A 22,679-nucleotide genomic window follows, 5' to 3' on the forward strand; every position below is an offset into this window, starting at 1 on the left:
TGAGCCGCGGGACGCGTCACGCCTTTGGGTCGGTGCCGATCAGCGGATTTGACATTGTGCGTTCAGAGCCCGCGGGAGGAACAACGAGAACGTCCACACTCAACGAACGCAGGACTTCTTCCGTTACGCTCCCGATCAACGCCCGAACCAATCCAGATCGCCCGTGCGTCCCCATCACCAGCATGTCAGGCTGCCTCTCCGAAACCGCACGGGTGATGACCTGCATCGGCCCGCCCTCGCCGACCTGGAGAGACCATCGTTGCGTGCCGAGCTTGTTCGCCACCAGAAACTTCGTCAGCTCCTCCGTTGCCTTTAGACGCTCGCGATCGACATATCCGCTGATGACGGCCGCGCTCGCACCGGAGCGGACCAATCGCGCTTTCGTCATCGGCGAGAAGGCGTGAAGGATCGTTGTTGCGCCCTCTGTCAAGAGTCCGGTGGACAGGCCCACGCGGATTGCATCGGCGGATGTATCCGACATATCGACCGGCACCAGAGCGCGTTCATAGCGCCGCTGCGCCTCGTTGTTCACCATCAGAACCGGATACCTTCCTCCGCGAATTACACGCTCGATTGTGGTGCCTGTGAAGATGTCGCGCAGAAACTGCTTACGATGGGCTCCCATGACAACGAGATCCGCGTCGGCTGCTGCAGCCGCTCGCAATATCCCATCAAAGGGATGGCCCTTGACCACAGTCGGGTAGCACTGAACGTTTTGCAGCTCCGGCATGGATGCGATCTGCTCAACCAGCACCCGCTGTGCCTCGCGCTCTTCGATGCGGATCAGCTCCGCTGGCTGATCCTCGTCGACGACATGAACAAGGTGCAGAGTTGCATCAGGGGAGCGCGCCAGGAGGCCGGCCTGCCGCAAAGCGCGATTGGACCGCGTCGAGAAATCTGTCGCAGCGACGATATTCATGTCAGAATCCTTACAATTGCGAACGGCCGCCGGCCCGATGGCCTGCCAAGCTCGACCAGCGCGGCAATTCGGTTGCCTTGCGGAGGGCCTATGACGCTGTTGCCTGCCAGCTTCGCTCGTCCCGTTTGGCCTGGACCGACGATCTGGAGCCGAGAAGCAACCGAGCATCGCGCCCCGCGAACATGCGGCGCACGATATCTTTCTCGCTCATAAGCGACTGTTGTACGCGGTGACGGAGGTGAACCTCCCAACGTCACCTTTTAGGATCGTGAGGAATTGGCGCTCGGCGGCGAGCGAATGCCTCGCGGAAGCCATCGGGATCTGAAATCCAGATGAACATGACCCATGAGGTCAGGACGAGCAGCGCGAAGAACACCGACATGAGAAACTCCCGGCTTTGGTTGCAGAAATGTTGAGGTACCATCCCGGACGATCTGAATCGTCCGGGTTACCGGCGGATCTGCAGCTGGGTCCTATAAATCCGGCGTCGTAGCGTTGTAGTCATCACTGCCTCTGTTTGCGGTGCGGCTCGCTTGCGAGCGGCATGTGCATTGCTCGCTCTGCCGGGCACCGAGCTTCCAGCCCTCGCGAACGCGGCATGGACTGAGTTCGGGGCTGATTGCCTCCGATCAGGCGGCCAACATGCAAAGACTTCGGCGAACTCGCCTACTACTCAGCGTCATGCATCATGTACTTAGAGGTGGGATGCGATGCAGGAAATCAAATGCGACATTTAGCCTGGATTGGCCGACTGGCCGATCAAGGAACCTGCCGCAAAAAATCGCGCGTCTCGCGCTAATTGCCCTCTGGTCCGCGAACTTGCGCACTCTTTTCGGCGGTATCGCGAAATCGCGCTGCGCCCACCAATACGGTCAGCGCAATAGGCGTGGTTACCACGCCAAGCCCGATGATCAGGATTTCGTGCAGCACGGGCCTGCTCTGAAGTAACGAAAAGCAAACGATTGAAGCAGCTGCAATGAATACGGTGCCCAGCGTTGTCCCGAGCGTCGGCGCGTGGACCCGCTCGTAGAATGTGCCGAACCGCAAAAGGCCCAGCGAACCGACCAGTGTTGCGGCGGCGCCGACAAGAAGGAGAAATGCCGTGAGAGCCGCAGCCCAGGGCGGCAGGTGTTCGATGCCGTTCATTCCATCACCTCGCCGCGCAGCAGAAACTTCGCTAGCGCAACCGTACCAACAAAACCGAAGAGGGCCATGGCCAGAGCCGCCTCGAAATAGAGCGTTTCGCCGGATCGAATCCCGAACGTCAGAAGCAACAACATCGCGTTCACGGACAGCGTGTCGAAACCCAGAACGCGATCCTGTGCTCGCGGCCCCCGAAAGATGCGAGCCGCGCCACAGCCGATAGCCAACACCAGAAGTACCTGCGCGGCGACAAGCGCGTAGATCAGCAAGAGCTGGCTCATTCGAATATCTCCAGCAGATGGCGTTCGTAGCGCTGCTTGATCGTGCGGATCCACTCGGCTTCATCGACCAGGTCGAGAACATGGATCATCAACAAGCCCTTCTGTGCATCGAAATTCACCCACAGCGTTCCGGGCGTCGAGGTGATGATGCAAGCCAACATGGCCAGTCCGTAGGGATTGCGCATGTCGAGCGGAATGTTCACGAACCCGGATTTTCGCTGCCGGCGCCCAAAGCCGAGAATGATCCGGCCAACCGCCAAGTTAGAGCGGATGATATCAATCGCTACCAATCCCAACAGGCGAAGAAGGACGCCGGGTCGCCTGACGTGTGTGCTTGGCAGCTCCAGCACGGTGAGGATCTGCCCGCCGACGAGCGCGATCACACAACCGAGGAGGACATGTCCGACCGTGACTGCTTGATTGAGCAGCAGCCACAATGCGAGAAGACAGAAGCTCACCCGCGGAAAGGGCAGGAATCGCGTCATTCGCCACCCGCCTTTCGGCTGCCTTGGACCCTGATCTCCAGGACGTCGCTGACGTAGCCCGCCGGCGCGTGCAGCGATTGCGCCGTTGCCTGCATGAAACGCATCACCGGACCGGCGAGCACTGTCTGGGTGGCGCAAATGATCAACAGGAACATGATGGGCGCCATTTCGATCAGGCGCACACGCGGCACGGTGCGATCTGGCGAGGCCCAGAAGGAGCGGATACCTGCTCGGGTCAGCGCGACCAACGCCGCAAAACTGGATATGAGGAGCGCCAACAGGAGCGCCCATCCACTGCCGGGAACGGCACCACCCGGATGCATGTCTGAAGGTTGAAGCGCCGCCGTAAGCAGCGCGAATTTGGCTATGAACCCCGACAGCGGCGGAAGCCCGGCGATGACCAGTGCGCATCCGATAAAGGCGACGCCGAGCAATCCCATCGTGCCCACAATGGCCATGCCGACTTCCTCTTCGGTATCGTCCGCACCGTCGTCTTCTCCGTAAGCTTCTCGCGTGACGGCGATCACGTCAGCTCCCGGTTCGCGGCCGCGCTCGATGAGTTCGGCCAGAAGGAAGAACGCGCTGATGCCGAGAGTCGAGCTGACCAGGTAAAACAGTGCTCCACCGGTGACACTGACTTGCCCGGTCCCCGTGGCTGCCAGCACGGTTCCGGAGGATACGAGCACCGAAAAGCCGCCGAGACGGGCGGTGTCCTGGGATGCCAATGTGCCGATTGCTCCGAAGGCGATCGTCGCCACCCCGCCCCACAACAGCCAGTCACTGCCGAAGCCCGCTGACGCGCCGCTGCCCTCACCGAAAAGCAGCAGCGATAGACGCAGGATGATATATACGCCGACCTTGGTCATGATCGCAAAGATCGACGCCACCGGTGGACTCGCGGCTGCGTAGGCCGTCGGCAGCCAGAAACACAGAGGCCACATGCCGGCTTTGAGCAGGAAGGCCACGGCCAGCATGCCGGCGCCTGCTTCGAGCAAACCGCGGCTCTCCGCAGCGATTGCAGGTATCCGCGCCGAGAGGTCCGCCATATTGAGCGTCCCGGTGACGCCATAGATCAGGCTGACCCCGATCAGGAACAATAGAGACGCGACCAGATTCACGACGATGTAGTGCAACCCAGCCTTCACCCGTGCGAGACCGGACCCATGCAGCAGAAGTCCGTACGAAGCGGCCAGCAATAACTCGAAGAAGACAAACAGATTGAAGAGATCGCCGGTCAGGAAGGCACCATTGAGGCCCATCAACAGAAACTGAAAGAGCGGATGGAAATGCGCGCCTGTCCGGTGCCAACGGGCAAGAGAGAACACGAGCGACGCCAGCGCCAGGATGCTGGTCAGGAGCAGCATGAGCGCGGAGAGCCGATCGAGAACGAGGACAATTCCGAACGGAGCAGGCCAATCGCCCAGGCGATAGACTTCCCTGATTTCGGGATGACCCGAATCAGACATTCCGAGCAAGATCACCGCGACACAAACAAGTGCAACCGTTGTGGCGACGTTGACCGCAGCCACGATGTTGCGGTGCCGCTCTCCATTCAAGAGCAGCATGCCTGCGCCGGCAAGCAGGGGCAGGACGATGGGCGCAACAACCAGATTTGCAATTCCGCTCACGCCTCGGGCTCCTGACCGTCGACGTGATCGGTGCGCGCCAGGCCGCGCGACGCGAGGAGAACGACAAGGAACAACGCGGTCGTCGCAAAACTGATGACGATTGCAGTCAGTACGAGCGCCTGTGGTAGCGGGTCAGCATGTTTCGTTGCATCCCCGATCTCCTTTGCGATCAGCACCGGCGCTCCCGTCCGCACCCGCCCCATGGCCACAATGAAGAGATTGACGGCGTAAGAGAGCAACGAAAGCCCGATGATGACTTGAAACGTGCGCGGCCTGAGGATCAGCCACACTCCGGACGCCGTAAGCGCACCTATGCCGATGGCCAGGCTAAGCTCCATTACACCAACTCCTCTTTCGCTCGCTCATCGTGCGCGCGTTGCCCCGCCTGGAGCGGCACGCCATAGCGACGCAGCGATTGATGCGCGATTGCGATGAGCATCAATACCGTGGCGCCGACGACGAGCGAGAACACACCGATATCGAAGAGAAGAGCGCTGGCCGTGGGGACGCGACCGAGCAGAGGCAGTTCGGCATATGCAAAGTACGAGGTCAGGAAGGGGTGTCCGAAAACGCAGGCGGCAGCTCCCGCACACCCTGCCAGCAAGAGGCCGAAACCCATCCAACGCACCGGCATGACGTGAAGACGAGCTTCCACCCACACCGTACCGCGAGCCATATACTGCAGGATGAACGCTGTTGCCATTGCGATGCCGGCGACGAAGCCGCCGCCCGGAAGGTCGTGCCCGCGCAAGAGAAGGAAAATGGCCACGACGCCGATCACGGGAAACAGCAGCCCCATCATCAATGCCGCGGTAGCAAGCGTGTCCTTGGCAGTGTCGCCCTTCTGTCGATCGGGATGAGCCTCGTCGTGGGCATCCTGGGCATGCTGCTGTTCGGGAACGGGAATGCTTTCGGGGGCCGGACGGAAACGGCGCAAAAGCGCAAAGACGGTCAGTGCGACGACCGCAAGCACGGTGATCTCGCCGAGCGTATCGAACCCGCGAAAATCCACCAGGATGACGTTCACCACGTTGGTTCCGCCCCCCTTCGTGTAGGCGTTTTCCACGAAGTATCGCGAAATGCTGTGATTGTCCGGGAGCTGCATGGCCGCCAGCGCAAGGGTGGCCAAACCGAGCCCGGCGAGGAGCGCGATGGAGAAGTCGCGAACGCGGTGCCAGCGAATGCTGTCGGGCGCCTCGGCCGGGCCTGGTCGCGCAATGCGTTTCGGCAACCACCGCAAGCCGAGCAACAGGAGAACCGTCGTAACCGTCTCAACGACGATCTGCGTCAGCGCGACATCGGGAGCGGATAACCAGACGAAGCTGACGCAGGTGACGAGACCCGCGGTCCCGAGCAGTATCAGCGCCACCACCCGATGAAATTTGGCCTGGACCGCGGCCCCCACCGCGCAGCCAACGCCCACCACCCAAAGTAGTCCGAAGACGAGGTCGAATTCCCTCCCTGACGGTCCCGTCAGCGAAAGGCCGCTGGCGTAGAGGGGCAGCAGGGCAGCGACGAACGCCACGCCAGCCAACAGTCTCAATTGTGGTTGGAGACGCCTCGTGCCGAGATTGGTGGCGAGCCATCGTGCAAGCCGCCAGGACAATGTCACCAACACCCAGTCAAAGATCCGCTTGCCATTGATGCGACCGAGCAAGGGCGGTCCCTCATGCGCGAGCAGGTAGGAGCGCAGCATGACGTAGACGCCCAACCCACCGGCCATCGCTACGATGCTCATCAGAAGTTCAGGCGTAATTCCGTGCCAGAGACGAAGGCTGTACTCCGGCATCGCGGAGCCGAGAACCGCCCGAGCAGCCGTATCGAGGATCGGCGCCACTGTGAGAGCCGGCGCGACACCGACGATGAGGCATGCCAGCACGAGCAGTTCGGCCGGAAGTCGCATCAACAGGGGCGGCTCATGTGGAACGCGTGGCAAGCCGGTTGGAGCCGGGCCGAAGAACACGTCGCGAATGAAGCGCAGCGAATAGGCAACCGTGAACGTGCTGGCGAGAGTGACGATGTACGGCAGCGCCTGATCGACGAGGGAATTGTCATGGACCTCGATCGTCTCGGCAAAAAACATTTCCTTCGACAGAAAACCATTCAGCAGCGGCACTCCCGCCATTGCCGCGGCAGCCACCATGGCCAGCGTCGCCGTAATCGGCATGAAGGCCCACAGCCCGCTAAGGCGGCGGATGTCGCGCGTGCCGGTTTCGTGATCGATGATGCCGGCCGCCATGAACAGCGATGCCTTAAAGGTCGCGTGGTTCATGATATGGAAAATCGCCGCGATCTGTCCGAATGGGGTATCGAGTCCGGTCAAAAGCGTGATCAGTCCGAGATGGCTGATCGTCGAGTAGGCCAATAGCCCCTTCAGATCCTGCTGGAACACGGCGAGAAAGGCGCCCAGAAAAAACGTGATCAGGCCGATCGAGCCCACCAGCCACAGCCATTCATTCGTTCCACCCATTGCCGGCCAGAGCCGCACTAGAAGGAACACTCCGGCCTTCACCATTGTTGCCGAATGGAGATAAGCTGAAACGGGAGTTGGAGCGGCCATCGCGTGCGGCAGCCAGAAATGAAACGGGAACTGGGCGCTTTTTGTGAGAGCGCCGAGAAGGATTAGAACGAGTGCGGGGACATAAAGCGCGTGCGAACGGATCGCGTTTCCGGAAGCCAGCACCTGCTCCAGGTCATAGCTGCCGACGATGTGCCCGATGAGCAGCACGCCGGCGAAGAGGCAAAGCCCACCCGTCGACGTGATCACCAGCGCCATCCGCGCGCCGTCTCTCGCCGCCGCGTTGTGGTGCCAGTAACTGATCAGCAGGAATGAAAAGAGACTGGTCAGCTCCCAGAAAAAAACCAGTTGGAGCAGGTTGCCGGAGAGCACGATTCCCAGCATTGCTCCCATGAAGGCGAGCAGCAGGGAGAAGAACCGCGGAACGGGATCACTGGGTGACATGTAGTACCGGGCATACAGCACCACCAGAAAACCGATGCCGGTGATCAGCATGGCGAAGGCCCATGCGAACCCGTCAAGCCTCAGCACAAATGCGAGTCCAAGTTCAGCGACCCAGTCCGTTCGCCACCCGACAACGCCGCCATTCGTCACGTTCGGATAAGCCGCACCGATGAGGCAAAAAGCTGTAAGTGCGACCGCTCCAGCGAGCCATGCCTCAGCGTTGCGTGCATTGACCCGCAAGAGCGCCGCAATAAAGCTTCCTGCGAAAGGAAGGACGAGAACGGCAAGCAGGAACATTTGCGTTCATTGCCCCAGGCTGCGAGGTGGAGAGATGCTTTCGCTGATCCTCAATTGCTTAGCCGAGGCGGATCGATATCTCCACTGCTAGATTTTAGCGCCATTGTGATGGTTTGGCCGGAAACCGCCATTCCGGCGGACACTGGCTCCGCGATTGAGCGGTTCAGATCCAGTGTGGAAGGGTGCCAGTCGCGGCGGCAACGACGGCGGCGAGAGCGCCCAGCAACGCACAGAATCCGCAGAGCGCGATCCCCCGCCAGCCACTCATCTCGACCGGCTCGGTGTCCTCAGCTGGGCTGACCTCGGAGCGGTATCGCATGTCATGGCGCCCGTTCAGTGTTCCATCGCCAGGTGCAAGCGATCGATGCCGACTATAATAATGGTTCTGTAGAACTACGGCTCACATTCACGTCAAACCGCCGCCCGGGGCCTACCGGTGCGACAAGAGCGATCGCCTGCAGCAACGTCAGCCTGTCCATCCCACGCGGTGTAATCTTCGACGCACGTTCTTGCGCAGCTGGGTAGACCCGCGTGCTTGTTCGATGTCTCACTTCAATGACGCTCCTTGTCTCCTCTCGATACTTCGCGTGCACAGGTGCTGTGCGGTTTCGTCGCAATGTTTCCAGGGAAATGAACCACTATAGTCAGAGCATCATGGCTTATGTCATCGACATTGATGCGCGCACCGCGCGTTTTGCTCTTCACGCCGGCCGCCTCCAAGCAGGCGGTTAGCCGGGCGGTGTTCGCGCCGTCCGGGCCCTTTTCCAGCTTTCGTGACCTCCAGTCGAGAGGTCGTCTTGAAGCAGAAGGAGTGCGCCGTGCTGCCTCTTCCAAAAATTGCACTGACCTCATCAGACTATCCGCGGCTCGAACAGCTCGCCCGGCTCGCCGTCCAAAAAGGAGATTTGGACGGGATATTCCTCATGGGCGAAATCAACCGCGCCGATATCGTCGCGGACGAAACGGATAACGTCCGTCCTTTCGTGACGATCGGATCATGGGTCACCCATTGCACGAATTGGGGCGCTCCGCGTCGCACCGTGCAACTGGTCTGGCCTGAGGAGTGCTGGTCGGATCCCGCCTGCATTTCGGTGTTGACCCCGCTGGGTACAGCTTTGATCGGACTGCGGGTCGGCGATCAGATGCCGTACTTCGTCGCCGGATGTCTGAATGTCGTCAGGGTCCAAAGCCTGACCCCATCGGATTCAAAGGTCGTCCCATTCTTCCGGAGAGGGCCGACGCGGTCAGGCAACCCGTTCGATGACGACCCCGGACCAACTGCAGCATAGGAGCGACCAATGCGCAATTTCGAAGCTGAGAGCCGGCGAGAACAGCCGGCGTTGCCGCCGATCAAGATTACTGAGGACGAATCACGGCGCCTCAGTTCCTTGGCCAATTCGAGCATGGATCTGTTTCCGCGAGTGGCCCATTTTCTGGCTCGAGAGATGGAACGTGCCACGGTGACGGACGAGAACAACTTGCGAGGCGTGATCAGGATGGGATCGAAAGTGACCTATCGCGATGACGAGACGGGTGCGAGCCGAGAGATCGTGCTGGTCTATCCGCATGAGGCAAACATCGAGCTCAGTCGGATCTCGGTCCTGACGCCTGTTGGAGCGGCCTTGATCGGCCTATCGCCGGGACAGCGGATCGACTTCGAGACGCCCCACAAGCGCACCAGGGGCCTGACCGTTCTCGCTGTGTCCGAATAAGGCGCGTACGTTAAGTCAGACCGAGCATCGCCGTCTTGCGATGTGGGCGCGTAGTCCCGAGGACGTCGCGCCCGGATCTGGCCCTTCGTATGAATTCGACAGCGCACACGCCTTGGTTTCGTAGCGCTGTGGATCACCGCGCCTCTCACTATTGCAGGACTGGTCGCCCAACGACTCTGCGCGGCTTCGATCCATTATAGTGAGTTTGCAACGCGGTGTGCCCCCCAGAGGACCGGGGCTCAGGGGTCGTAAAAGTTGTTCACGAGGACGTCTCAAGTCGCGGCCGTGCGGTTGATCTACACACTCGCTCTTTGGAAAAGGACAGGAACATTCCTGCGATTGCCAAGTTTTCCCGATGCCCTTCCCCAAGGGCGACCCCGAGTGGCCCCAGCTCCATGCCCCCCAATAGCCCCGCGAGCTGGGGCCCGTTTTTTTTCGAAATTTGGGCTGATAACGGGAACCAAGAACCACTTCTTTGGTTGGGCATCATTCGCAACCGCACCTCAAATAACGTGGTGCCGACACACGAAGGACCTCAGCTGGCCCAGCCCCGAGCTGAAGCCCTTCTTGTGTCGTGCGCGCATTTTTAAGCCGAATTCGGAACGAATATTCGACCCTTGAATCATTCCACGTCAGCTAAGTGTCGGATGTCCAACCGTGTCGCGCTTAAATCAGTTCGCCCGTGAGGCCGCAGCGGCATTGCTGCGCATGGCAAAAACAACAAAAAATCCCACGGTCGCTGCTGGCTTGGTCCAGCGTGCGGCAGACCTGAAAGACCGCACTGGCGAGCTTCCTGCCATTGATGCCGAGGCCATGGCCGAAGAGCCGCCCAAGCCCTTGACGAAGAACTAAGGCTGCCTCGGTCGGAGAAGGCTTCGTCCACTCGCCTCAGGACTGAGCGGGCGGAGTTCCGGTATTCAGAAGTTGAGCTACGGCGGTCACGATTTGCGCAGGTGCAAATGGCTTGGTCAGCAAGATGCTGTTGGGCACGCCGTGGGCGGGCCATTGATCGGCCGCCGCGCCTGTCATGTAAATCACAGAGATTTCCGGATTTAGCTCCCTGGCGCGATGGCCGACTTGCCAGCCATCGAGCTTTCCGAACAAATTTATATCGGTAACGAGTGCGCGATACTTGGTTTGGTTGCCCTGCAGAAGACTAACTGCATCCTCCCCGCTGACGGCGACTTCGGCTTCAAAGCCGCCATCTGACAATGCGTCGGCCACCATGTCGCGGATAAGCTGTTCGTCTTCGACGACGAGGATAGTAACTCCCGTCCCTTGCATGCTGGCCCCCTGCGCACCCCGCTGTGCATCGGGAAGGAACTCGCGATAAAGAGTTATGTTCCATTTTGAACACAGGGAGCAAGGGTCCCCCGCCCAACGGATGTCAGCTCGACTTCGGGAGTGCAGCTTCTTGCGCAACTTCCCGATCAATTCGCGAAAGCCCGCGACATACTCTTGGAGGATGCGCCACCGGGCCTCGTCCCCCTCGCTGACCAGCCGCACGGCCGCAGGCGGCCTTGATCCAGATCGATCTTTTAACTCTCTCAGGGCTGCGGCGGTTCTTCAGGCGGGCTTGGTGGCGGCAGTCCGTATTCCAAGGCGCGCTTTGCCGCCAGCTTTCTGTAAGCCGCCGCCTGGTTCAACAGCTGAGTTTTGAAGGTCGAATCCTGCTCGCCCGCCGCCAATTTCTCCAGACTGACGGCACGCTCCAGGTATTCGTTCAACAGTTTCATCGCCGCCCCCGACTTTTTTCGGACCCTTAAAAATCTCACGGCGCGAAAAAAGGTCAAGCGGGGAAGTCCGGCTACCGATCCACTCCCTCAGGGTGAGCGCAGTATGGGAATCCTGGTGCCCGTTGAGGCACCAGGCAGTCAGGCAAGGGATGACGGCTAAGGCCCCAGAGAACGGACGGTGCTACGGTGGCCGCCGCCGGCCAGCGGTCAGGATAGTACCGCTGGTCAGACCCTGGTCATTCAAACTGATCCAGAATCTCTCGCACCTTCAGCGCCAGTTTTGCTTGCGAGATTGGCTTCTCCAGCAGGTTGACACCTTCATCAAGCCTTCCCTGATGGACCACGGCATTACGCGAATAGCCCGTCATGTACAGGATCTTCAGTCCCGGTCTAATTTGATGCGCGCGCCTGCCGAGCTCGCGACCATTGATCCCCGGCATGACCACGTCAGTGAGAAGAAGGTCCACCTTCGAATCGTCTTGCAGGAGAATGGTCAGAGCGGCCTGAGCGCTGCGGGCCGAGAGGACGCGATAGTTGAGATCCCGCAGGACGTCAGAAATATAGACGCGCAGATCCTCATCGTCCTCGACGACGAGAACGGTCTCGGATAGCTCACCCTCGGCAATTTCCTCAGGTGCGATTTCTTCGGGCCGTGTGCTTCCGGAGAAGCGCGGAAAGTACATCTTGATGGTGGTGCCTTGCCCCACCTCGCTGTAGATTTTTGCGTGGCCTCCGGATTGCTTGACGAAGCCGTAGACCTGGCTCAGGCCAAGGCCGGTGCCGTGGCCCGGCTCCTTTGTCGTAAAGAAGGGCTCAAAAGCGTGACTGAGAACGTCGCGCGACATTCCGCCTCCGGTGTCAGTCACGCAAATGGCGACGTACTGACCGGGCGCCAGTTCAGGATTGAGCCGGCAGTAATCATCGTCGGCGGAAATGTTGGCTGCTTCCAAAGTCAGCTTTCCGCCGTCGGGCATGGCGTCACGAGCGTTGATTGCCAGGTTGACGATGGCTGACTCCAGATGATTGGCGTCGGCTTCGATTTCCCAAAGACCCGCACTTCCGACGGTCTGGACTTCGATGCGCTCTCCGAGCGTGCGCTGAAGGAATTCCTGCAGGCCATTGACGTAGTTGTTTACGTTGATTGGCCTGGGATCGAGCGCTTGTCGGCGCGAAAATGCCAACAAGCGACTGGTTAACGCCGCGGCTCTCTGTGCGCCGCGCTTCGCGTTTGCGAGCGCCCGGTTCAGATTGGCTCCGGGCGCCTTGGCGTGCCGCTCAGCTGTTTCGAGATTGCCAAGGACGATCATGAGCAGATTGTTGAAGTCGTGCGCGATGCCACCGCTGAGTTGCCCCACCGCTTCCAGCTTTTGGGATGCGGCGAGTTGCTCCTGAACGTGCTTGAGCTCGTCCTCGGCGCGCTTCCGGTCCGTAACGTCGCGCGTGACTTTGGCGAACCCGACAATGTTTCCGGCCTCGTCCGTGATGCGATCGATGATGACGGATGCCCAGAAGCGGGAGCCGTCTTTTCGCAGGCGCCAGCCTTCCGCCTCGAAGCGACCATGCTCCGCCGCCTCTGAAAGCGCACGCTTGGGCACACCGAGTTCGATGTCTTCGGGCGTGTAAAAAGCGCTAAAATGCTGACCGATGATCTCCGGCGGCGCGTAGCCCTTGATCCGCTCTGCTCCGGGATTCCAGGTTGTCACGTTGCCCAGTGGGTCGAGCTGAAAGATCGCGTAATCGACCACGGCCTCGATTAGCTGGCGATAGCGCCGCTCACTATTGAGAAGCTCTTCATGGGCTTCCTGACGTTCGGTAACATCTCGCGTGACCTTGGCGAAGCCGATCACTTCGCCGGCTTGATTGCGGACGGCATCGATGATGACCGATGCCCAGAAACGGCTTCCGTCCTTGCGGACTCTCCATCCTTCGGCACTGAAGCGGCCTTCTCGTGCTGCGACGCTCAAGGCGCGCTCTGGAAGCCCATTGGCGCGATCATCTGGCGTATAGAAGGATGCGAACGACTTGCCGATGATTTCGTCGGGCGAGTAGCCCTTCAACCGCTGGGCACCGGAGTTCCAGCTGCGGACTGTGCCGTCGAGGTCGATCATGTAGATGGCGTAATCAACGATTGCGTCAATGAGCAGTTGAAGGCGCGCAGTATCGTCGATCCCGTCAAGTTTTGACTGATGGGCTTGCAAATGGTCGACTCCGGTGTCGGGGGAAACCGTTTAACCGCGAAGTCTTTTTATTGTTCCGTGGTGCTGCTTCGTGCGTTGCATGCCTCTGTCGGGATCTGGATCTCAGTTGTACCAGTGAGGGAGCGAGGATCTCAACCATCAGGCGGCGCTCCGATCAGTGCTCCTCGGTCGGATACACTCATTTGCAGGGTGTGATGCTTCGCGTTGCGGTCAGCTTGATCCAGTGGACGGGCGGCGCCGAACGTTCCTTTCAGCATGACCGGCACTCCAGCGACGCCTCCAGCTTCCAGATCAGCGGATCGCTTGTGCGGCAGAGACGAGCATGATAGAAAAGGCCATCGGGTCAAACACAACCGCCCGACCAGCTTTCGAGCCAAGCGTTGTTTCGCTCCATTATGGAGGTGAAACATGTCTTGCGACAGCACCACTGGCTCAATCGGCACATCCAGCGCAGCCTTCGTTCCTTCTCCAAGCCCTGCATGGTTCTGGAAACTCACGCTCGCGCTGCTGGACGGCATCACACGGCGCCGCCAATACGACGAGCTTCTCGAACTGGATGACCGGCTTCTCGCGGACATCGGCTTGTCGAGAACAATCGTTGGGGAAGCTCGACGGTGTTACTTCTCAGGTTGGCGCGACAAATCGGATATTGTCGATTCCTGTCGGTGAGCGCCCCACACCTGCGCGTGCGAAGGCGGCGCGTCTGCTTGTCCCTGTGGATCAGACGGCCGCCAGGCTCGTGAAAGGCCGAAGGACTTTTTGACCGCGATCTTGACGTCTTCTCAGAAGTCCAGCTTGTCGCGCATGGCATCAATTCCGGCTTTCGCGCACGCTTCGTCCGCGTCACCGCCCGGCGCGCCGGACACGCCGACCGCTCCGACCAGGGAGCCGCCGGCTTCAACGATCAGTCCTCCGGCAATGACGACCGCTCCGGGAAGGTTGCGAATGCCCGCCTGCATCATCCCCGGCTGGCTGATCGCATTGAGCTCGGTCGTGCTGGTCTTGAACGAGGCTGCTGTCCACGCCTTGCCTGCTGCCGTCGAGGGCGTGTGAGGGCCTGCAAAGCGATCGCGCAACATCACTTGCGTGACGCCGAAGCGATCGACGACGGCAACTGCAACCTGGTATCCACGGGTGCGGCAGTTCGCCAACGCAGCGCGCGCAAGATCGAGCGCCAGTTCTGGACCGAGCGATTTGTAGGCGACCAGACCTTCCTCCGCCCGTACTGGGCAGATGGACGCAATCAGCAGGGCCGTCGCGACCGACAGGCATCGAACGTTCTTGGCAATCTCCGGCATAGGTGACCAAAGGCCTATTTGCTCTCACCATATGTCGGATCATCGAACAGGGTCACGCTATCTGCCTTGGTCCACAGGCCGATCATGCCCGCGTCCGGAATGGTGGCGTCTTCCACCTCGAACAATTGCTTTCCGTCATAGCTCACCTTGAACCGACTTCCTGCAAAGTCGCAGCGCAGCAGGTGCCATTGCCCGGACGACACCGGCGCGCTGACGCCATAGCCGCCTCTGCGACCCACGATCTCGAGCGACATTCGAACGCCATTGATCGTCTTGTAGAGAACGACATTGTCCTCCAGCGCGTTAGCCCGGACCACGTAGTAATTGTCGGCATCCTTCGCACGCCAAATGACTCCCGCGGCGCGATCCTCGGAGCCGGCAACGGCCTTGAATTTCACCTCGACGAAGCCGTCACGGATGGACGTATCGCGCTTGATGGCGAGGGGAAACGTCGCCCGTCCGGATTGCTTGAGAACGTTCGGCTTGCTTGGCGCCGTAGCCTCGGCCTCGACGGTCCATTTCGGCTGTCCCTTGCCGGTCATCGTCAAAGTCCACCCGTCGGGCGAAGTTCCGACAGCAGCGCTGTCGAAATTCAGGGTCTCGGCCATGGCATTTCCTCCCATCAACAAAGCCAGCATGGATGGCAGCGCAAGCCTGGCCCATGCAGAAGATTGAATTCGCGCGCGGCCTGCCGCGCTCGATCTGCACTCATCACTCATCGGAGAATGCGAGGAGGCCCCCGTGAAGACGCGGCGCGTCTTCGGATCGAACGCGGCGTGATCGAAATCGCTGTTCAGTCCGTTCGGGATGGCGATGGCGCCCAGTCGCTTCAATAGCATGATGCCCTTATCGATCAGCGGAAAAAGGGAGGGTCGAGACGACCAGCGAGAGCCCCGCCAACAGCAACAGTGCCAACACAGCCTTGCGAAAGGTCTCGTCCTGGATGGTCCCGAACATCTTGAAGCCGGACCAAAGGCCGGCGACCATGAAGGGAACGCCCAACGCGTACAGCACCAGTGTTTCCCTGGTAATGGAGCCGGCCGCTGCCTGGGACAAGGAGATGACCACGAAGGCGATGAACAGCACCGGCTGAAACACGGCCCGCTGCAAATCCTTCGGCCAACCGCGCCATTGGCACGATATCGTGGAGATCACGCCGCCGAGCCCCGTCAACCCGCCAAGCATCCCATTCGAGATGCCTATTGCGATGTCTGCTCCGGTGCCGATTCTCATGGGCGCGAACACAGGGCGCGCCAAGCCGTAAATGGAGTAAATCATCAACAACACACCGACTCCGAACCTCAGATAGAGGGGATTGAGATAGACGAGAATTTCAACGCCAATCGGAATGCCGATGACTGTTCCAAGCGCGAGAGGCCATGCCTTGCGCAGATCCAGGACATGTCGCAGCCTATAAATGCCGTAGCCTTGGGTGAGCAGACCGTACCCCGCGATCAAAGTGGCGGTCTGGATCGGCGTGATGATGTGCAGCCAGACACCAGAGACGACCAGGCCCATCGCGAAGCCAGAGAAGCCGCTGACGAAGCCACCGGCAAGGGCGGCAAGAGCAAAGATAGCGAAGCCAAGTGCGTCCATATGATCGTCCCCGGATCGAGGTGGCGAGCGCTTGGATGGGACTCCATCTCACGGGGAGGTCTCGGTATCCCCGAATCGTCAGTTGTTATGTCAGATGCTTCGCTCGCCCATCGAATAGCTTCGAAGCGTGCCGTCCTGGTCGTAGACGAAGCGATAATGGACTTCGTCCGACATGCCGCGGATTCGACTCGGGTCGCACGACAGCGGCTTCATGACGTAGGTCATGGCAGTCCTCCGTTGAGATCACGGATGAATTTCGAGTTGGATGGTTCACGATCGCTGCCCGCCCGGCAGAGTCCGTCGGCACGGTGATCCCACCGCCGACAGCGAGGCCCTGGCGGGCGCGAGACGGATAAAGCGGCTTGGAGAGGGGATCGGAAAACGGAAGACATGCAGCGTCCTTGTCGAAACCGGGACGCGATTCTTGGGCATGTCGCCTCGCGGGGAGATCGCTTCCCCGTGAGGCAAATATTACGCGCCGGTCGAATTTGTCAATGCCGTCGAAGCTTTGTTTCTAACCACTAGACGGCGCGGATCCGACCAAGCTTCTCGTCACCTGCTGGTGCTCGTGATCGTATAGTCAGCCATATATGTCGTTGTCGGCTTGGACCGCAGAGGATTCGATTTTGTCTCAACGACGCTCGGCGTTGTCTGGCCGGGCCCGCCAATCACGTCCCACCGTTTGATGATCCTGATCCGATTGATTGGCTCGGCCGGCGCGATCGCCATCGGTGCCGCCTTGCGCCTTCCAATCACGTTCGATCTTAACGTCTTCGGCGTTCTTCCTGTCTTGGTCTCGGGCCTGTTCAGCTTGCTCGGGAGTTCGATCCGGCTGCACCGGAACGGTCGCCTGCGCCTGACGTGCAGGAGCCGTCTCGTCGGCGCGTGAGGGACCGAGCGTACAAGACAGTAATACTGCCGCGGTGATCACTAGGACACGCATTGTTTCCTCCTCGGTTCGTTGAAGGATAACGACAGACACAAGCTCGGGTTCGGAACGATCGGATCCGTTTCACTGCTGCACTGCGGCGCTAGCGCACGAATTCGGCCGAGCTCCGTTTCACCGAACATCTATGTGCGCAGCTCCTTCGCCGAGATCAGCTCTTCGTGCTGGCCGTCTTGTCGAGCGCCGCGCGGAGGCCCTCCGCAAGCTTGACGGCATCGTCGTTGGCCCAGAAGTGCATGAAGAAGAGCCGAGGCTGTTCGTCCAGCATGTGGCTGTGCAGCGCGGTCACCTCGATGCCGTGCGTCCGAAGCGCGAGGATGACCTGGTTCACTTCGTCGCTGGTCAGCACGAAGTCGCCCGTGATGGCCGCCCTACCCGCGCCCGTCGGCTGGAAGTTGATGGCGATTGCGACACCCATGGCGGCGACGGGCGTCAACAGCATGCCGTCCTCCGTGATGGGGTCGCGCCGCTTCACGTTGAACTGGTAGACGCCGCCGTTCGCCTGCCCCTTGACGCCGATGATCTGGTCGAGCTTCGCCGTGTCGAGGTCGATGGCGGGCGGCGGATTCGCCGGCGCCGTGACCGTCAGCGGGGTCTTGCTTTCGGCCAGGGCATCATGGATCGCCGCGGCCAGCTTGACCGGGTCGCCATGTCCGGCGACGTGCATGTAGAACGTCGCCGGGCTCGCACGCAGCAGATGATTGTGCACGGCGGTGATCTCGAGCCCGCTCGCGATCATCTTCGCCATCACCGGATTGATCTCGGTTTCGAGCAGCACAAGATCGCCCATGACCATGGCGCCGCCATGCGCAGGCTTGAACGCGATCCAGCCACCGAGCGCCAGCGCCGGCTTGATCGCGACGCCGTCCAATGTCACGGAGAGATCGGTGCGGGGAAAGCCGAAACGGCGGACGTCGTCCGAGACGGCGGGCTTGCGGCCCAGGGTCTCGTCCACCTTCTGCCAGTCGGCATCCTGGGCATATGCCGGGATGAAGGGGCCGAAGCGAAATGCAAGAAGGCAGACGCCAATGCCGACCACGGCCCAGATGATTCTTTTCATCGTGCTACTCCTCGGCTTAGTTTCGCTCTTTAACCCGACCACTGCTGTCGACGACCAGCGTCACCGCCTTGCCGTTCTTCACCGCCTTGGCGGTGACGCCTTCAGCCGTCGACTTGATATCGCTGACTTGCGCGTAGCCGGCCGCCTGGATCTTGGCGACCAACTCCTCCTGTGTCAGAGCGTGCGCGCTCGACAGCACGCCCGCGATCGCAAGCAACAGGACCGTGCGGAAGATTGCTCGTGTTCGCATGATCATTCTCCTGGTCTTGTCCTGCCCCAAGTGAAGTCCGTTTCGCGATCTTCCCCTACTCGGTGCCAACACGGCGCAACAGGCCGCGGGCATCAATGCGCACAGCGATGCGACCGGCGCGGACGCCGTGCCGAGAAATCGAGCCAGTCTGCTGGATGCAATCGAGGAAAGTATGATGACATGGTGCGCCCTTGGTGATCAGGACGCGATGCTTGGGCATGTCGCCTCACGGGGAGATCGCACATCCCCGAACCCCAAGTAAAAACCCGAGGGCGGCGGCTGTCAACGGGCGTAGGCTTCGGGCGGCCCACCGAAGTCGCCGACGAACGTCACAAAGAATTCACCGCTCCGCGGAACCGCGCCAGCCATGTCTTGAAACTCGCGGACGGCCCCGCTAGTGTCCTTTGCGTGGGGACAAAGCAGACTCCCCGTGAGGCCTCGGTCCAAGCTCTGCGCAGCACGCCATTCGTGGAGCTTGCGCATGGACATCGAACGACACCCTTCTCATCGACACACCGTCGCCATCCTCTCACGCGGAGACGCTGCCGCGCGGCGGGATGCGACGGCGCAAAACAGCCGCTTCGTACACGTCTTCGAAGCACTCGCCGCCGTCGGCATTGAAGCCCAGCCGGCGATCTATGATGAAAGCTTCGCCGAGGACGTTCGTGAACAATTGCTCGCGATTGACGGCGTGCTGGTCTGGGTCAACCCCATTCAAGACCGTCGAGATCGCGCTGGTCTCGACGCATTGCTGCGGGACGTCGCGGCTCAGGGCGTGTGGGTCAGCGCTCATCCCGATGTCATCCTCAAGATGGGCACCAAGGAGGTACTCTATCGTACCCGCTCGATGGGCTGGGGATGCGACACGGCGTTATATCAAAGCGCCGAGGCCATGCGCGCCGAGTTGCCGACACGGCTCGCCGCTGGTCCGCGCGTGATCAAGCGCAACCGGGGCAATGGCGGCCAAGGCGTCTGGAAGGTCGAGAGTCTGCCGACCTCCTCCATGATAAAGGTGCTGGACGCGACGAAAGACGCGCCCGAGGAACTGACGCTGGATGATTTTCTCCGTCGTTGCGCGGAGTATTTCGAGAACGGCAGCGTGATCGACCAACCATTCCAGCCTCGCTTAAGCGAAGGCGTGGTGCGTTGCTACATGGCGGGCGATCGCTGTGCCGGCTTCGGCTATCACAAGGTCAAAGCCCTGGTCGACTCGCCGGCCGCCCGTTCCGAGGCCGGACCGCGCCTCTACACCTCGAACGCAGAGCCGCGTTTCCAGCGGCTGCGTCGGTTGATGGAAGACGAGTGGACGCCCCAGCTGACGTCGTTGCTGGATATTGCGCGACTTGACCTGCCTGCGATTTGGGACGCCGACTTCATGCTTGGTCCGGTCCTTCCCGACGGGACCGACAGCTATGTCCTCGGCGAGATCAATGTCAGCTCGGTGCATCCTTATCCGGACGAGGCGCCGGCGGAGATCGCGAGGCGAGTTGCCGATCGGCTCCGGCGCAAGCTTTGACACATGCTGACGGTCCGCGCGCTCAAGCGCTTGCACCTCTCCGTTTCATTCGACTTGCAGGACGGCGAATGCGTCGCCCTGCAAGGGCCTTCCGGCGCCGGGAAGACCCAGCTCCTTCGCTCGATCGCGGACCTCGATCCCAACGAAGGAATGGTCGAACTGGACGGAACGCTCAGGGAGGCCATGCCCGCCCCGGCTTGGCGCAAGCGGGTGACCTACCTCGCTGCCGAGCCGGGCTGGTGGTCAGACATCGTGCAAGATCACTTCAGCTGCTGGGATGATGCCTTACCGCTGGTCATGAGACTGGGGTTGCCGTGCAGTTGCGGTCCCTGGCCGGTCCAAAGACTGTCGACCGGCGAGCGACAACGGCTGGGGCTAGTGCGGGCGCTGATGCTGCGGTCGCGGGTTCTTCTCCTGGACGAGCCGACATCGGCCCTCGATTCGGCATCGACGGCGGCAGTGGAATCTTTGATCGCGGAACGCATTTCGAACGGAACGAGTGTCGTCTGGAGCACTCACGACAACGCCCAGGCCTGCCGCGTCGGGTCGAGGGTCATTGTGATGAATGCCGACGGCGGGATCGAGGACAATCGGCCGTGAGTTACATTCACTTGGCATACGGCGATTTGGTTCTGCCCGCGCTCCTTGTCGTCATGGACGGCGCTCTCTCGCTCGCTCTCCGCCTCAAGCTTGAAAAGCAGCTGGCCATCGCCACCGTGCGGATGGTGCTTCAGCTGGTGCTCGTTGGATACGTATTGACGTTCCTGTTTGCCGCGGTCTCGCCGCTCTGGACCGCCCTCGCCGCCGTCATCATGGTTCTCTTCGCGTCACGGGAAATCGTCGCTCGGCAAAAGCGACGCCTGCCGGGTATCTGGAGCTATGGCTTAGGAGCGGGATGCATGCTGCTGGCGGCCGGTACCGTCACGATGTTCGCGCTCCTGACGGAGCTACGTCCGGATCCGTGGTATCATCCGCGCTATGCGCTGCCATTGTTGGGCATGATCCTGGGCAACACCATGACGGGAATAAGCCTGGGCCTGGACGTGCTGACGAATACACTGGTGCGCGAACGAGCCGCCGTCGAAGCTTGCCTTGCTCTTGGCGGTACCCGGTATCAGGCGTTGCTGCCGGTCCTGCGGGACGCATTGAGAAGCGGCTTCACGCCAATCATGAACAGCATGGCTGCGATCGGCCTTGTCTCTTTGCCGGGGATGATGACCGGTCAAATCCTTGCAGGCGTCGAACCGATCGACGCCGTCAAGTATCAACTCTTGATCATGTTCTTGATCGCCGGCGGGACGGGATTGGGGACGCTCGCCGCCGTGACGGGAGGCGCTCGCCTTCTGACCGATCATCGGCATCGATTGCGCCTCGATCGATTTTCCACCGCCGAGTAGAATTGCGCGACGTCATATCGACTTCGCCCCACCAGGCTGCACCTTCCGCGCCCACAGCAGCGCCAGCGGCCCCAGTGCAATCCCGACCGCGAGGACGCTGAACGCCAAGAGCCAGCCGGTCGCGCTCTGCGGGCCGCCGGCTGCATCGAGGGCGGCGCCGGTGCCCCAGGCGCCGACCGCCGACAGGCCGAAGCCGACCGTCGAATGCAGAGCCAGGGTCGCGCCGCGATGTTCGGACACAGCCGCGGCCGACATGCCGGCGGTCAATGCGCCCGAATCCGCCGGCACGGTCAGGCCATAGACGAGCAACAGCAGTGCCAGCACCCATGCCGGCGCTGTCGCGTTAAGGCCGATGACCAGCGCGACGCAGGCCGACGCGATCATCACGACCGTGATCGCGCGATGGCGCCCGAATTTCAGCGCGGCCTCGTTGCCGAGGATGCTGGCCGGCATCGAGATCACCGCAAAGCAGAAGCTCAGCACGACGGGGCTCAACCACGACGGGGCGCCTTGATGGGCGACGACGAAGGTCCAGAACCCGACCAGCCAGGTGCGGATGCCGTAGAGCTCGAAGCAATGGGCGCCGTAGCCGAAGATGTATCCGAGCGCCTCGCGATTGGCGAAGACGGGCGCGAAGTTGAGCAGACGCCCCGCCTTCGGCGCGGGCCGCTGCTCCTGCATCAGAAGACACGCGAGGACCATCGCGATCGGACCGAAGCCGGTGACAAGAAAGGCGGTCCGCCATCCCCAACGGTCGGCGATCAGCTGCGCGACCAGGAACGAGAGACCAACGCCGACCGAGAAGCTCGACGTGTATAGCGTGACGGCGCGTGAACTATCGCCGGCGGGAAGCCGATCCGTCAGCGCCTTCAGGCCCGGCATGTAGGCGCCGGCAAATCCAAGCCCTGCCAGGGACCAGATCGCGGTCGCGGACCAAAACCCTTGCGCGAAGATTCCGAACGCTGCGGTCGCCAGCCCGCTGACGATCGAGCCCCAGAGCAGGACGAGCCGTGCGTCGATCCGGTCGGTCAATGTCGTCAGCACGGGCACGGCGAGCATGTAGCCGAACGCGTAACCGCTCGCCATCAAGCCGCCTTCGGCCGCCGAGAGGCCCCACGCCGGCATCAGATGCTGCGCCAGATTGGCGGATAGCGTCACGTGCGGCAGCAGATTGCCGACCTGGCCGATGCACATCACCGCGATCAGAGACCGGCCGCTCAAGTTACGAATGCTGTCCTCCCGCCCCCACGCCGAA

General features: G+C 61.1%; 27 protein-coding genes. 7 read left to right on the top strand and 20 right to left on the bottom strand.

Features of this window, described 5'->3' with window-relative positions:
• Positions 1-16 precede the first annotated feature (16 nt).
• The 9 genes from IVB36_RS33760 to IVB36_RS33795 form a co-directional block, all read right to left on the bottom strand.
• On the bottom strand, positions 17-919 hold the full coding sequence (locus IVB36_RS33760; RefSeq protein WP_247394511.1) for a universal stress protein: 903 nt from the start codon (positions 917-919) through the stop codon (positions 17-19).
• Between the two features lie 253 nt (positions 920-1,172).
• On the bottom strand, positions 1,173-1,301 hold the full coding sequence (locus tag IVB36_RS40215; protein WP_018458533.1) for a hypothetical protein: 129 nt from the start codon (positions 1,299-1,301) through the stop codon (positions 1,173-1,175).
• Between the two features lie 413 nt (positions 1,302-1,714).
• Positions 1,715-2,065: a monovalent cation/H(+) antiporter subunit G gene (gene mnhG / locus IVB36_RS33765; RefSeq protein ID WP_247394513.1), complete on the bottom strand. Its 351-nt coding sequence runs from the start codon at positions 2,063-2,065 to the stop codon at positions 1,715-1,717.
• The gene (locus IVB36_RS33770; RefSeq protein ID WP_018458531.1) at positions 2,062-2,343 is read right to left on the bottom strand and encodes a K+/H+ antiporter subunit F; all 282 of its coding nucleotides are present in this window, start codon (positions 2,341-2,343) and stop codon (positions 2,062-2,064) included. The genes mnhG and IVB36_RS33770 overlap by 4 nt, the downstream gene beginning before the upstream one ends.
• Entirely contained in the window at positions 2,340-2,828 is a 489-nt protein-coding gene (locus IVB36_RS33775; RefSeq protein ID WP_247394515.1) for a Na+/H+ antiporter subunit E, read from the bottom strand. The genes IVB36_RS33770 and IVB36_RS33775 overlap by 4 nt, the downstream gene beginning before the upstream one ends.
• Positions 2,825-4,456, bottom strand: coding sequence for a monovalent cation/H+ antiporter subunit D (locus tag IVB36_RS33780; protein WP_247394518.1), 1,632 nt, complete (start codon positions 4,454-4,456; stop codon positions 2,825-2,827). The genes IVB36_RS33775 and IVB36_RS33780 overlap by 4 nt, the downstream gene beginning before the upstream one ends.
• Positions 4,453-4,794: a Na+/H+ antiporter subunit C gene (locus IVB36_RS33785; RefSeq protein ID WP_018458528.1), complete on the bottom strand. Its 342-nt coding sequence runs from the start codon at positions 4,792-4,794 to the stop codon at positions 4,453-4,455. The genes IVB36_RS33780 and IVB36_RS33785 overlap by 4 nt, the downstream gene beginning before the upstream one ends.
• Entirely contained in the window at positions 4,794-7,715 is a 2,922-nt protein-coding gene (locus tag IVB36_RS33790; RefSeq protein WP_247394521.1) for a monovalent cation/H+ antiporter subunit A, read from the bottom strand. The genes IVB36_RS33785 and IVB36_RS33790 overlap by 1 nt, the downstream gene beginning before the upstream one ends.
• A 163-nt stretch (positions 7,716-7,878) precedes the next feature.
• Complete coding sequence (locus tag IVB36_RS33795) at positions 7,879-8,034, bottom strand: hypothetical protein (RefSeq protein ID WP_158091577.1); 156 nt, start codon at positions 8,032-8,034, stop codon at positions 7,879-7,881.
• Positions 8,035-8,512: 478 nt separating this feature from the next.
• Here IVB36_RS33795 and IVB36_RS33800 point away from each other — a divergent pair, with 478 nt between their 5' ends.
• The 3 genes from IVB36_RS33800 to IVB36_RS33810 all read left to right on the top strand — a co-directional run bounded on the left by IVB36_RS33800 (position 8,513) and on the right by IVB36_RS33810 (position 10,279).
• Positions 8,513-9,004 (top strand): GreA/GreB family elongation factor, encoded by a 492-nt coding sequence (locus IVB36_RS33800; RefSeq protein ID WP_085352291.1) that lies wholly within the window; start codon positions 8,513-8,515, stop codon positions 9,002-9,004.
• Positions 9,005-9,013: 9 nt separating this feature from the next.
• Positions 9,014-9,427, top strand: coding sequence for a nucleoside diphosphate kinase regulator (gene rnk / locus IVB36_RS33805; RefSeq protein WP_143273371.1), 414 nt, complete (start codon positions 9,014-9,016; stop codon positions 9,425-9,427).
• Positions 9,428-10,084: 657 nt separating this feature from the next.
• Positions 10,085-10,279 (top strand): hypothetical protein, encoded by a 195-nt coding sequence (locus IVB36_RS33810; RefSeq protein ID WP_247394525.1) that lies wholly within the window; start codon positions 10,085-10,087, stop codon positions 10,277-10,279.
• A gap of 36 nt (positions 10,280-10,315) precedes the next feature.
• Here the strand turns inward: IVB36_RS33810 and IVB36_RS33815 are convergent, their stop codons facing one another.
• The 3 genes from IVB36_RS33815 to IVB36_RS33825 all read right to left on the bottom strand — a co-directional run bounded on the left by IVB36_RS33815 (position 10,316) and on the right by IVB36_RS33825 (position 13,361).
• On the bottom strand, positions 10,316-10,711 hold the full coding sequence (locus IVB36_RS33815; RefSeq protein WP_247394528.1) for a response regulator: 396 nt from the start codon (positions 10,709-10,711) through the stop codon (positions 10,316-10,318).
• 263 nt (positions 10,712-10,974) lie between these two features.
• Positions 10,975-11,163 (bottom strand): hypothetical protein, encoded by a 189-nt coding sequence (locus tag IVB36_RS33820; RefSeq protein WP_247394531.1) that lies wholly within the window; start codon positions 11,161-11,163, stop codon positions 10,975-10,977.
• Positions 11,164-11,399: 236 nt separating this feature from the next.
• Positions 11,400-13,361 carry a PAS domain-containing sensor histidine kinase gene (locus IVB36_RS33825; protein ID WP_247394534.1) on the bottom strand — a complete coding sequence of 654 codons (1,962 nt, stop codon included), beginning with the start codon at positions 13,359-13,361 and terminating at the stop codon, positions 11,400-11,402.
• Positions 13,362-13,769: 408 nt separating this feature from the next.
• Between IVB36_RS33825 and IVB36_RS33830 the strand changes: the two genes are divergently transcribed.
• Positions 13,770-14,030: a DUF1127 domain-containing protein gene (locus IVB36_RS33830; RefSeq protein ID WP_083926524.1), complete on the top strand. Its 261-nt coding sequence runs from the start codon at positions 13,770-13,772 to the stop codon at positions 14,028-14,030.
• A gap of 113 nt (positions 14,031-14,143) precedes the next feature.
• On the opposite strand, the gene IVB36_RS33835 is transcribed toward IVB36_RS33830, so the two are convergent.
• The 7 genes from IVB36_RS33835 to IVB36_RS33860 all read right to left on the bottom strand — a co-directional run bounded on the left by IVB36_RS33835 (position 14,144) and on the right by IVB36_RS33860 (position 18,511).
• The gene (locus IVB36_RS33835; protein WP_247394537.1) at positions 14,144-14,659 is read right to left on the bottom strand and encodes a heme-binding protein; all 516 of its coding nucleotides are present in this window, start codon (positions 14,657-14,659) and stop codon (positions 14,144-14,146) included.
• A gap of 14 nt (positions 14,660-14,673) precedes the next feature.
• Entirely contained in the window at positions 14,674-15,267 is a 594-nt protein-coding gene (locus tag IVB36_RS33840; protein WP_247394538.1) for a hypothetical protein, read from the bottom strand.
• 238 nt (positions 15,268-15,505) lie between these two features.
• On the bottom strand, positions 15,506-16,255 hold the full coding sequence (locus IVB36_RS33845) for a sulfite exporter TauE/SafE family protein (RefSeq protein ID WP_018458517.1): 750 nt from the start codon (positions 16,253-16,255) through the stop codon (positions 15,506-15,508).
• Positions 16,256-16,345: 90 nt separating this feature from the next.
• Entirely contained in the window at positions 16,346-16,480 is a 135-nt protein-coding gene (locus tag IVB36_RS40220) for a hypothetical protein (RefSeq protein WP_018458516.1), read from the bottom strand.
• A 406-nt stretch (positions 16,481-16,886) separates the two neighbouring features.
• Positions 16,887-17,198 (bottom strand): conotoxin, encoded by a 312-nt coding sequence (locus IVB36_RS33850; protein ID WP_247394540.1) that lies wholly within the window; start codon positions 17,196-17,198, stop codon positions 16,887-16,889.
• Positions 17,199-17,352: 154 nt separating this feature from the next.
• Positions 17,353-18,261, bottom strand: coding sequence for a DUF1259 domain-containing protein (locus tag IVB36_RS33855; RefSeq protein WP_018458514.1), 909 nt, complete (start codon positions 18,259-18,261; stop codon positions 17,353-17,355).
• A gap of 16 nt (positions 18,262-18,277) precedes the next feature.
• Complete coding sequence (locus IVB36_RS33860) at positions 18,278-18,511, bottom strand: hypothetical protein (RefSeq protein WP_026233600.1); 234 nt, start codon at positions 18,509-18,511, stop codon at positions 18,278-18,280.
• 481 nt (positions 18,512-18,992) lie between these two features.
• Between IVB36_RS33860 and IVB36_RS33865 the strand changes: the two genes are divergently transcribed.
• The 3 genes from IVB36_RS33865 to fetB are packed head-to-tail and all read left to right on the top strand — an operon-like array spanning position 18,993 to position 21,424.
• Positions 18,993-20,027 (top strand): Cj0069 family protein, encoded by a 1,035-nt coding sequence (locus IVB36_RS33865; protein ID WP_204510700.1) that lies wholly within the window; start codon positions 18,993-18,995, stop codon positions 20,025-20,027.
• A gap of 3 nt (positions 20,028-20,030) precedes the next feature.
• Entirely contained in the window at positions 20,031-20,627 is a 597-nt protein-coding gene (locus tag IVB36_RS33870; protein WP_018458508.1) for an ABC transporter ATP-binding protein, read from the top strand.
• Positions 20,624-21,424, top strand: a complete 801-nt coding sequence (gene fetB / locus IVB36_RS33875) for an iron export ABC transporter permease subunit FetB (protein WP_085395540.1) — start codon at positions 20,624-20,626, stop codon at positions 21,422-21,424. The genes IVB36_RS33870 and fetB overlap by 4 nt, the downstream gene beginning before the upstream one ends.
• A gap of 12 nt (positions 21,425-21,436) precedes the next feature.
• Here the strand turns inward: fetB and IVB36_RS33880 are convergent, their stop codons facing one another.
• Positions 21,437-22,618: an MFS transporter gene (locus tag IVB36_RS33880; RefSeq protein WP_094183491.1), complete on the bottom strand. Its 1,182-nt coding sequence runs from the start codon at positions 22,616-22,618 to the stop codon at positions 21,437-21,439.
• Positions 22,619-22,679: the final 61 nt, after the last annotated feature.

Source organism: Bradyrhizobium sp. 35, assembly GCF_023073215.1.
GTDB lineage: Bacteria > Pseudomonadota > Alphaproteobacteria > Rhizobiales > Xanthobacteraceae > Bradyrhizobium > Bradyrhizobium canariense_D.

Excerpts from the sequence above, each read along its gene's own strand:
- IVB36_RS33760 (WP_247394511.1), bottom strand. The coding sequence starts at position 919 with ATGAATATCGTCGCTGCGACAGATTTCTCGACGCGGTCCAATCGCGCT.
- IVB36_RS40215 (WP_018458533.1), bottom strand. The coding sequence starts at position 1,301 with ATGTCGGTGTTCTTCGCGCTGCTCGTCCTGACCTCATGGGTCATGTTC.
- mnhG (WP_247394513.1), bottom strand. The coding sequence starts at position 2,065 with ATGAACGGCATCGAACACCTGCCGCCCTGGGCTGCGGCTCTCACGGCA.
- IVB36_RS33770 (WP_018458531.1), bottom strand. The coding sequence starts at position 2,343 with ATGAGCCAGCTCTTGCTGATCTACGCGCTTGTCGCCGCGCAGGTACTT.
- IVB36_RS33775 (WP_247394515.1), bottom strand. The coding sequence starts at position 2,828 with ATGACGCGATTCCTGCCCTTTCCGCGGGTGAGCTTCTGTCTTCTCGCA.
- IVB36_RS33785 (WP_018458528.1), bottom strand. The coding sequence starts at position 4,794 with ATGGAGCTTAGCCTGGCCATCGGCATAGGTGCGCTTACGGCGTCCGGA.
- IVB36_RS33790 (WP_247394521.1), bottom strand. The coding sequence starts at position 7,715 with ATGTTCCTGCTTGCCGTTCTCGTCCTTCCTTTCGCAGGAAGCTTTATT.
- IVB36_RS33795 (WP_158091577.1), bottom strand. The coding sequence starts at position 8,034 with ATGCGATACCGCTCCGAGGTCAGCCCAGCTGAGGACACCGAGCCGGTC.
- rnk (WP_143273371.1), top strand. The coding sequence starts at position 9,014 with ATGCGCAATTTCGAAGCTGAGAGCCGGCGAGAACAGCCGGCGTTGCCG.
- IVB36_RS33815 (WP_247394528.1), bottom strand. The coding sequence starts at position 10,711 with ATGCAAGGGACGGGAGTTACTATCCTCGTCGTCGAAGACGAACAGCTT.
- IVB36_RS33820 (WP_247394531.1), bottom strand. The coding sequence starts at position 11,163 with ATGAAACTGTTGAACGAATACCTGGAGCGTGCCGTCAGTCTGGAGAAA.
- IVB36_RS33830 (WP_083926524.1), top strand. The coding sequence starts at position 13,770 with ATGTCTTGCGACAGCACCACTGGCTCAATCGGCACATCCAGCGCAGCC.
- IVB36_RS33835 (WP_247394537.1), bottom strand. The coding sequence starts at position 14,659 with ATGCCGGAGATTGCCAAGAACGTTCGATGCCTGTCGGTCGCGACGGCC.
- IVB36_RS33840 (WP_247394538.1), bottom strand. The coding sequence starts at position 15,267 with ATGGCCGAGACCCTGAATTTCGACAGCGCTGCTGTCGGAACTTCGCCC.
- IVB36_RS33845 (WP_018458517.1), bottom strand. The coding sequence starts at position 16,255 with ATGGACGCACTTGGCTTCGCTATCTTTGCTCTTGCCGCCCTTGCCGGT.
- IVB36_RS40220 (WP_018458516.1), bottom strand. The coding sequence starts at position 16,480 with ATGACCTACGTCATGAAGCCGCTGTCGTGCGACCCGAGTCGAATCCGC.
- IVB36_RS33850 (WP_247394540.1), bottom strand. The coding sequence starts at position 17,198 with ATGCGTGTCCTAGTGATCACCGCGGCAGTATTACTGTCTTGTACGCTC.
- IVB36_RS33855 (WP_018458514.1), bottom strand. The coding sequence starts at position 18,261 with ATGAAAAGAATCATCTGGGCCGTGGTCGGCATTGGCGTCTGCCTTCTT.
- IVB36_RS33860 (WP_026233600.1), bottom strand. The coding sequence starts at position 18,511 with ATGCGAACACGAGCAATCTTCCGCACGGTCCTGTTGCTTGCGATCGCG.
- IVB36_RS33865 (WP_204510700.1), top strand. The coding sequence starts at position 18,993 with ATGGACATCGAACGACACCCTTCTCATCGACACACCGTCGCCATCCTC.
- IVB36_RS33870 (WP_018458508.1), top strand. The coding sequence starts at position 20,031 with ATGCTGACGGTCCGCGCGCTCAAGCGCTTGCACCTCTCCGTTTCATTC.
- IVB36_RS33880 (WP_094183491.1), bottom strand. The coding sequence starts at position 22,618 with ATGTGCATCGGCCAGGTCGGCAATCTGCTGCCGCACGTGACGCTATCC.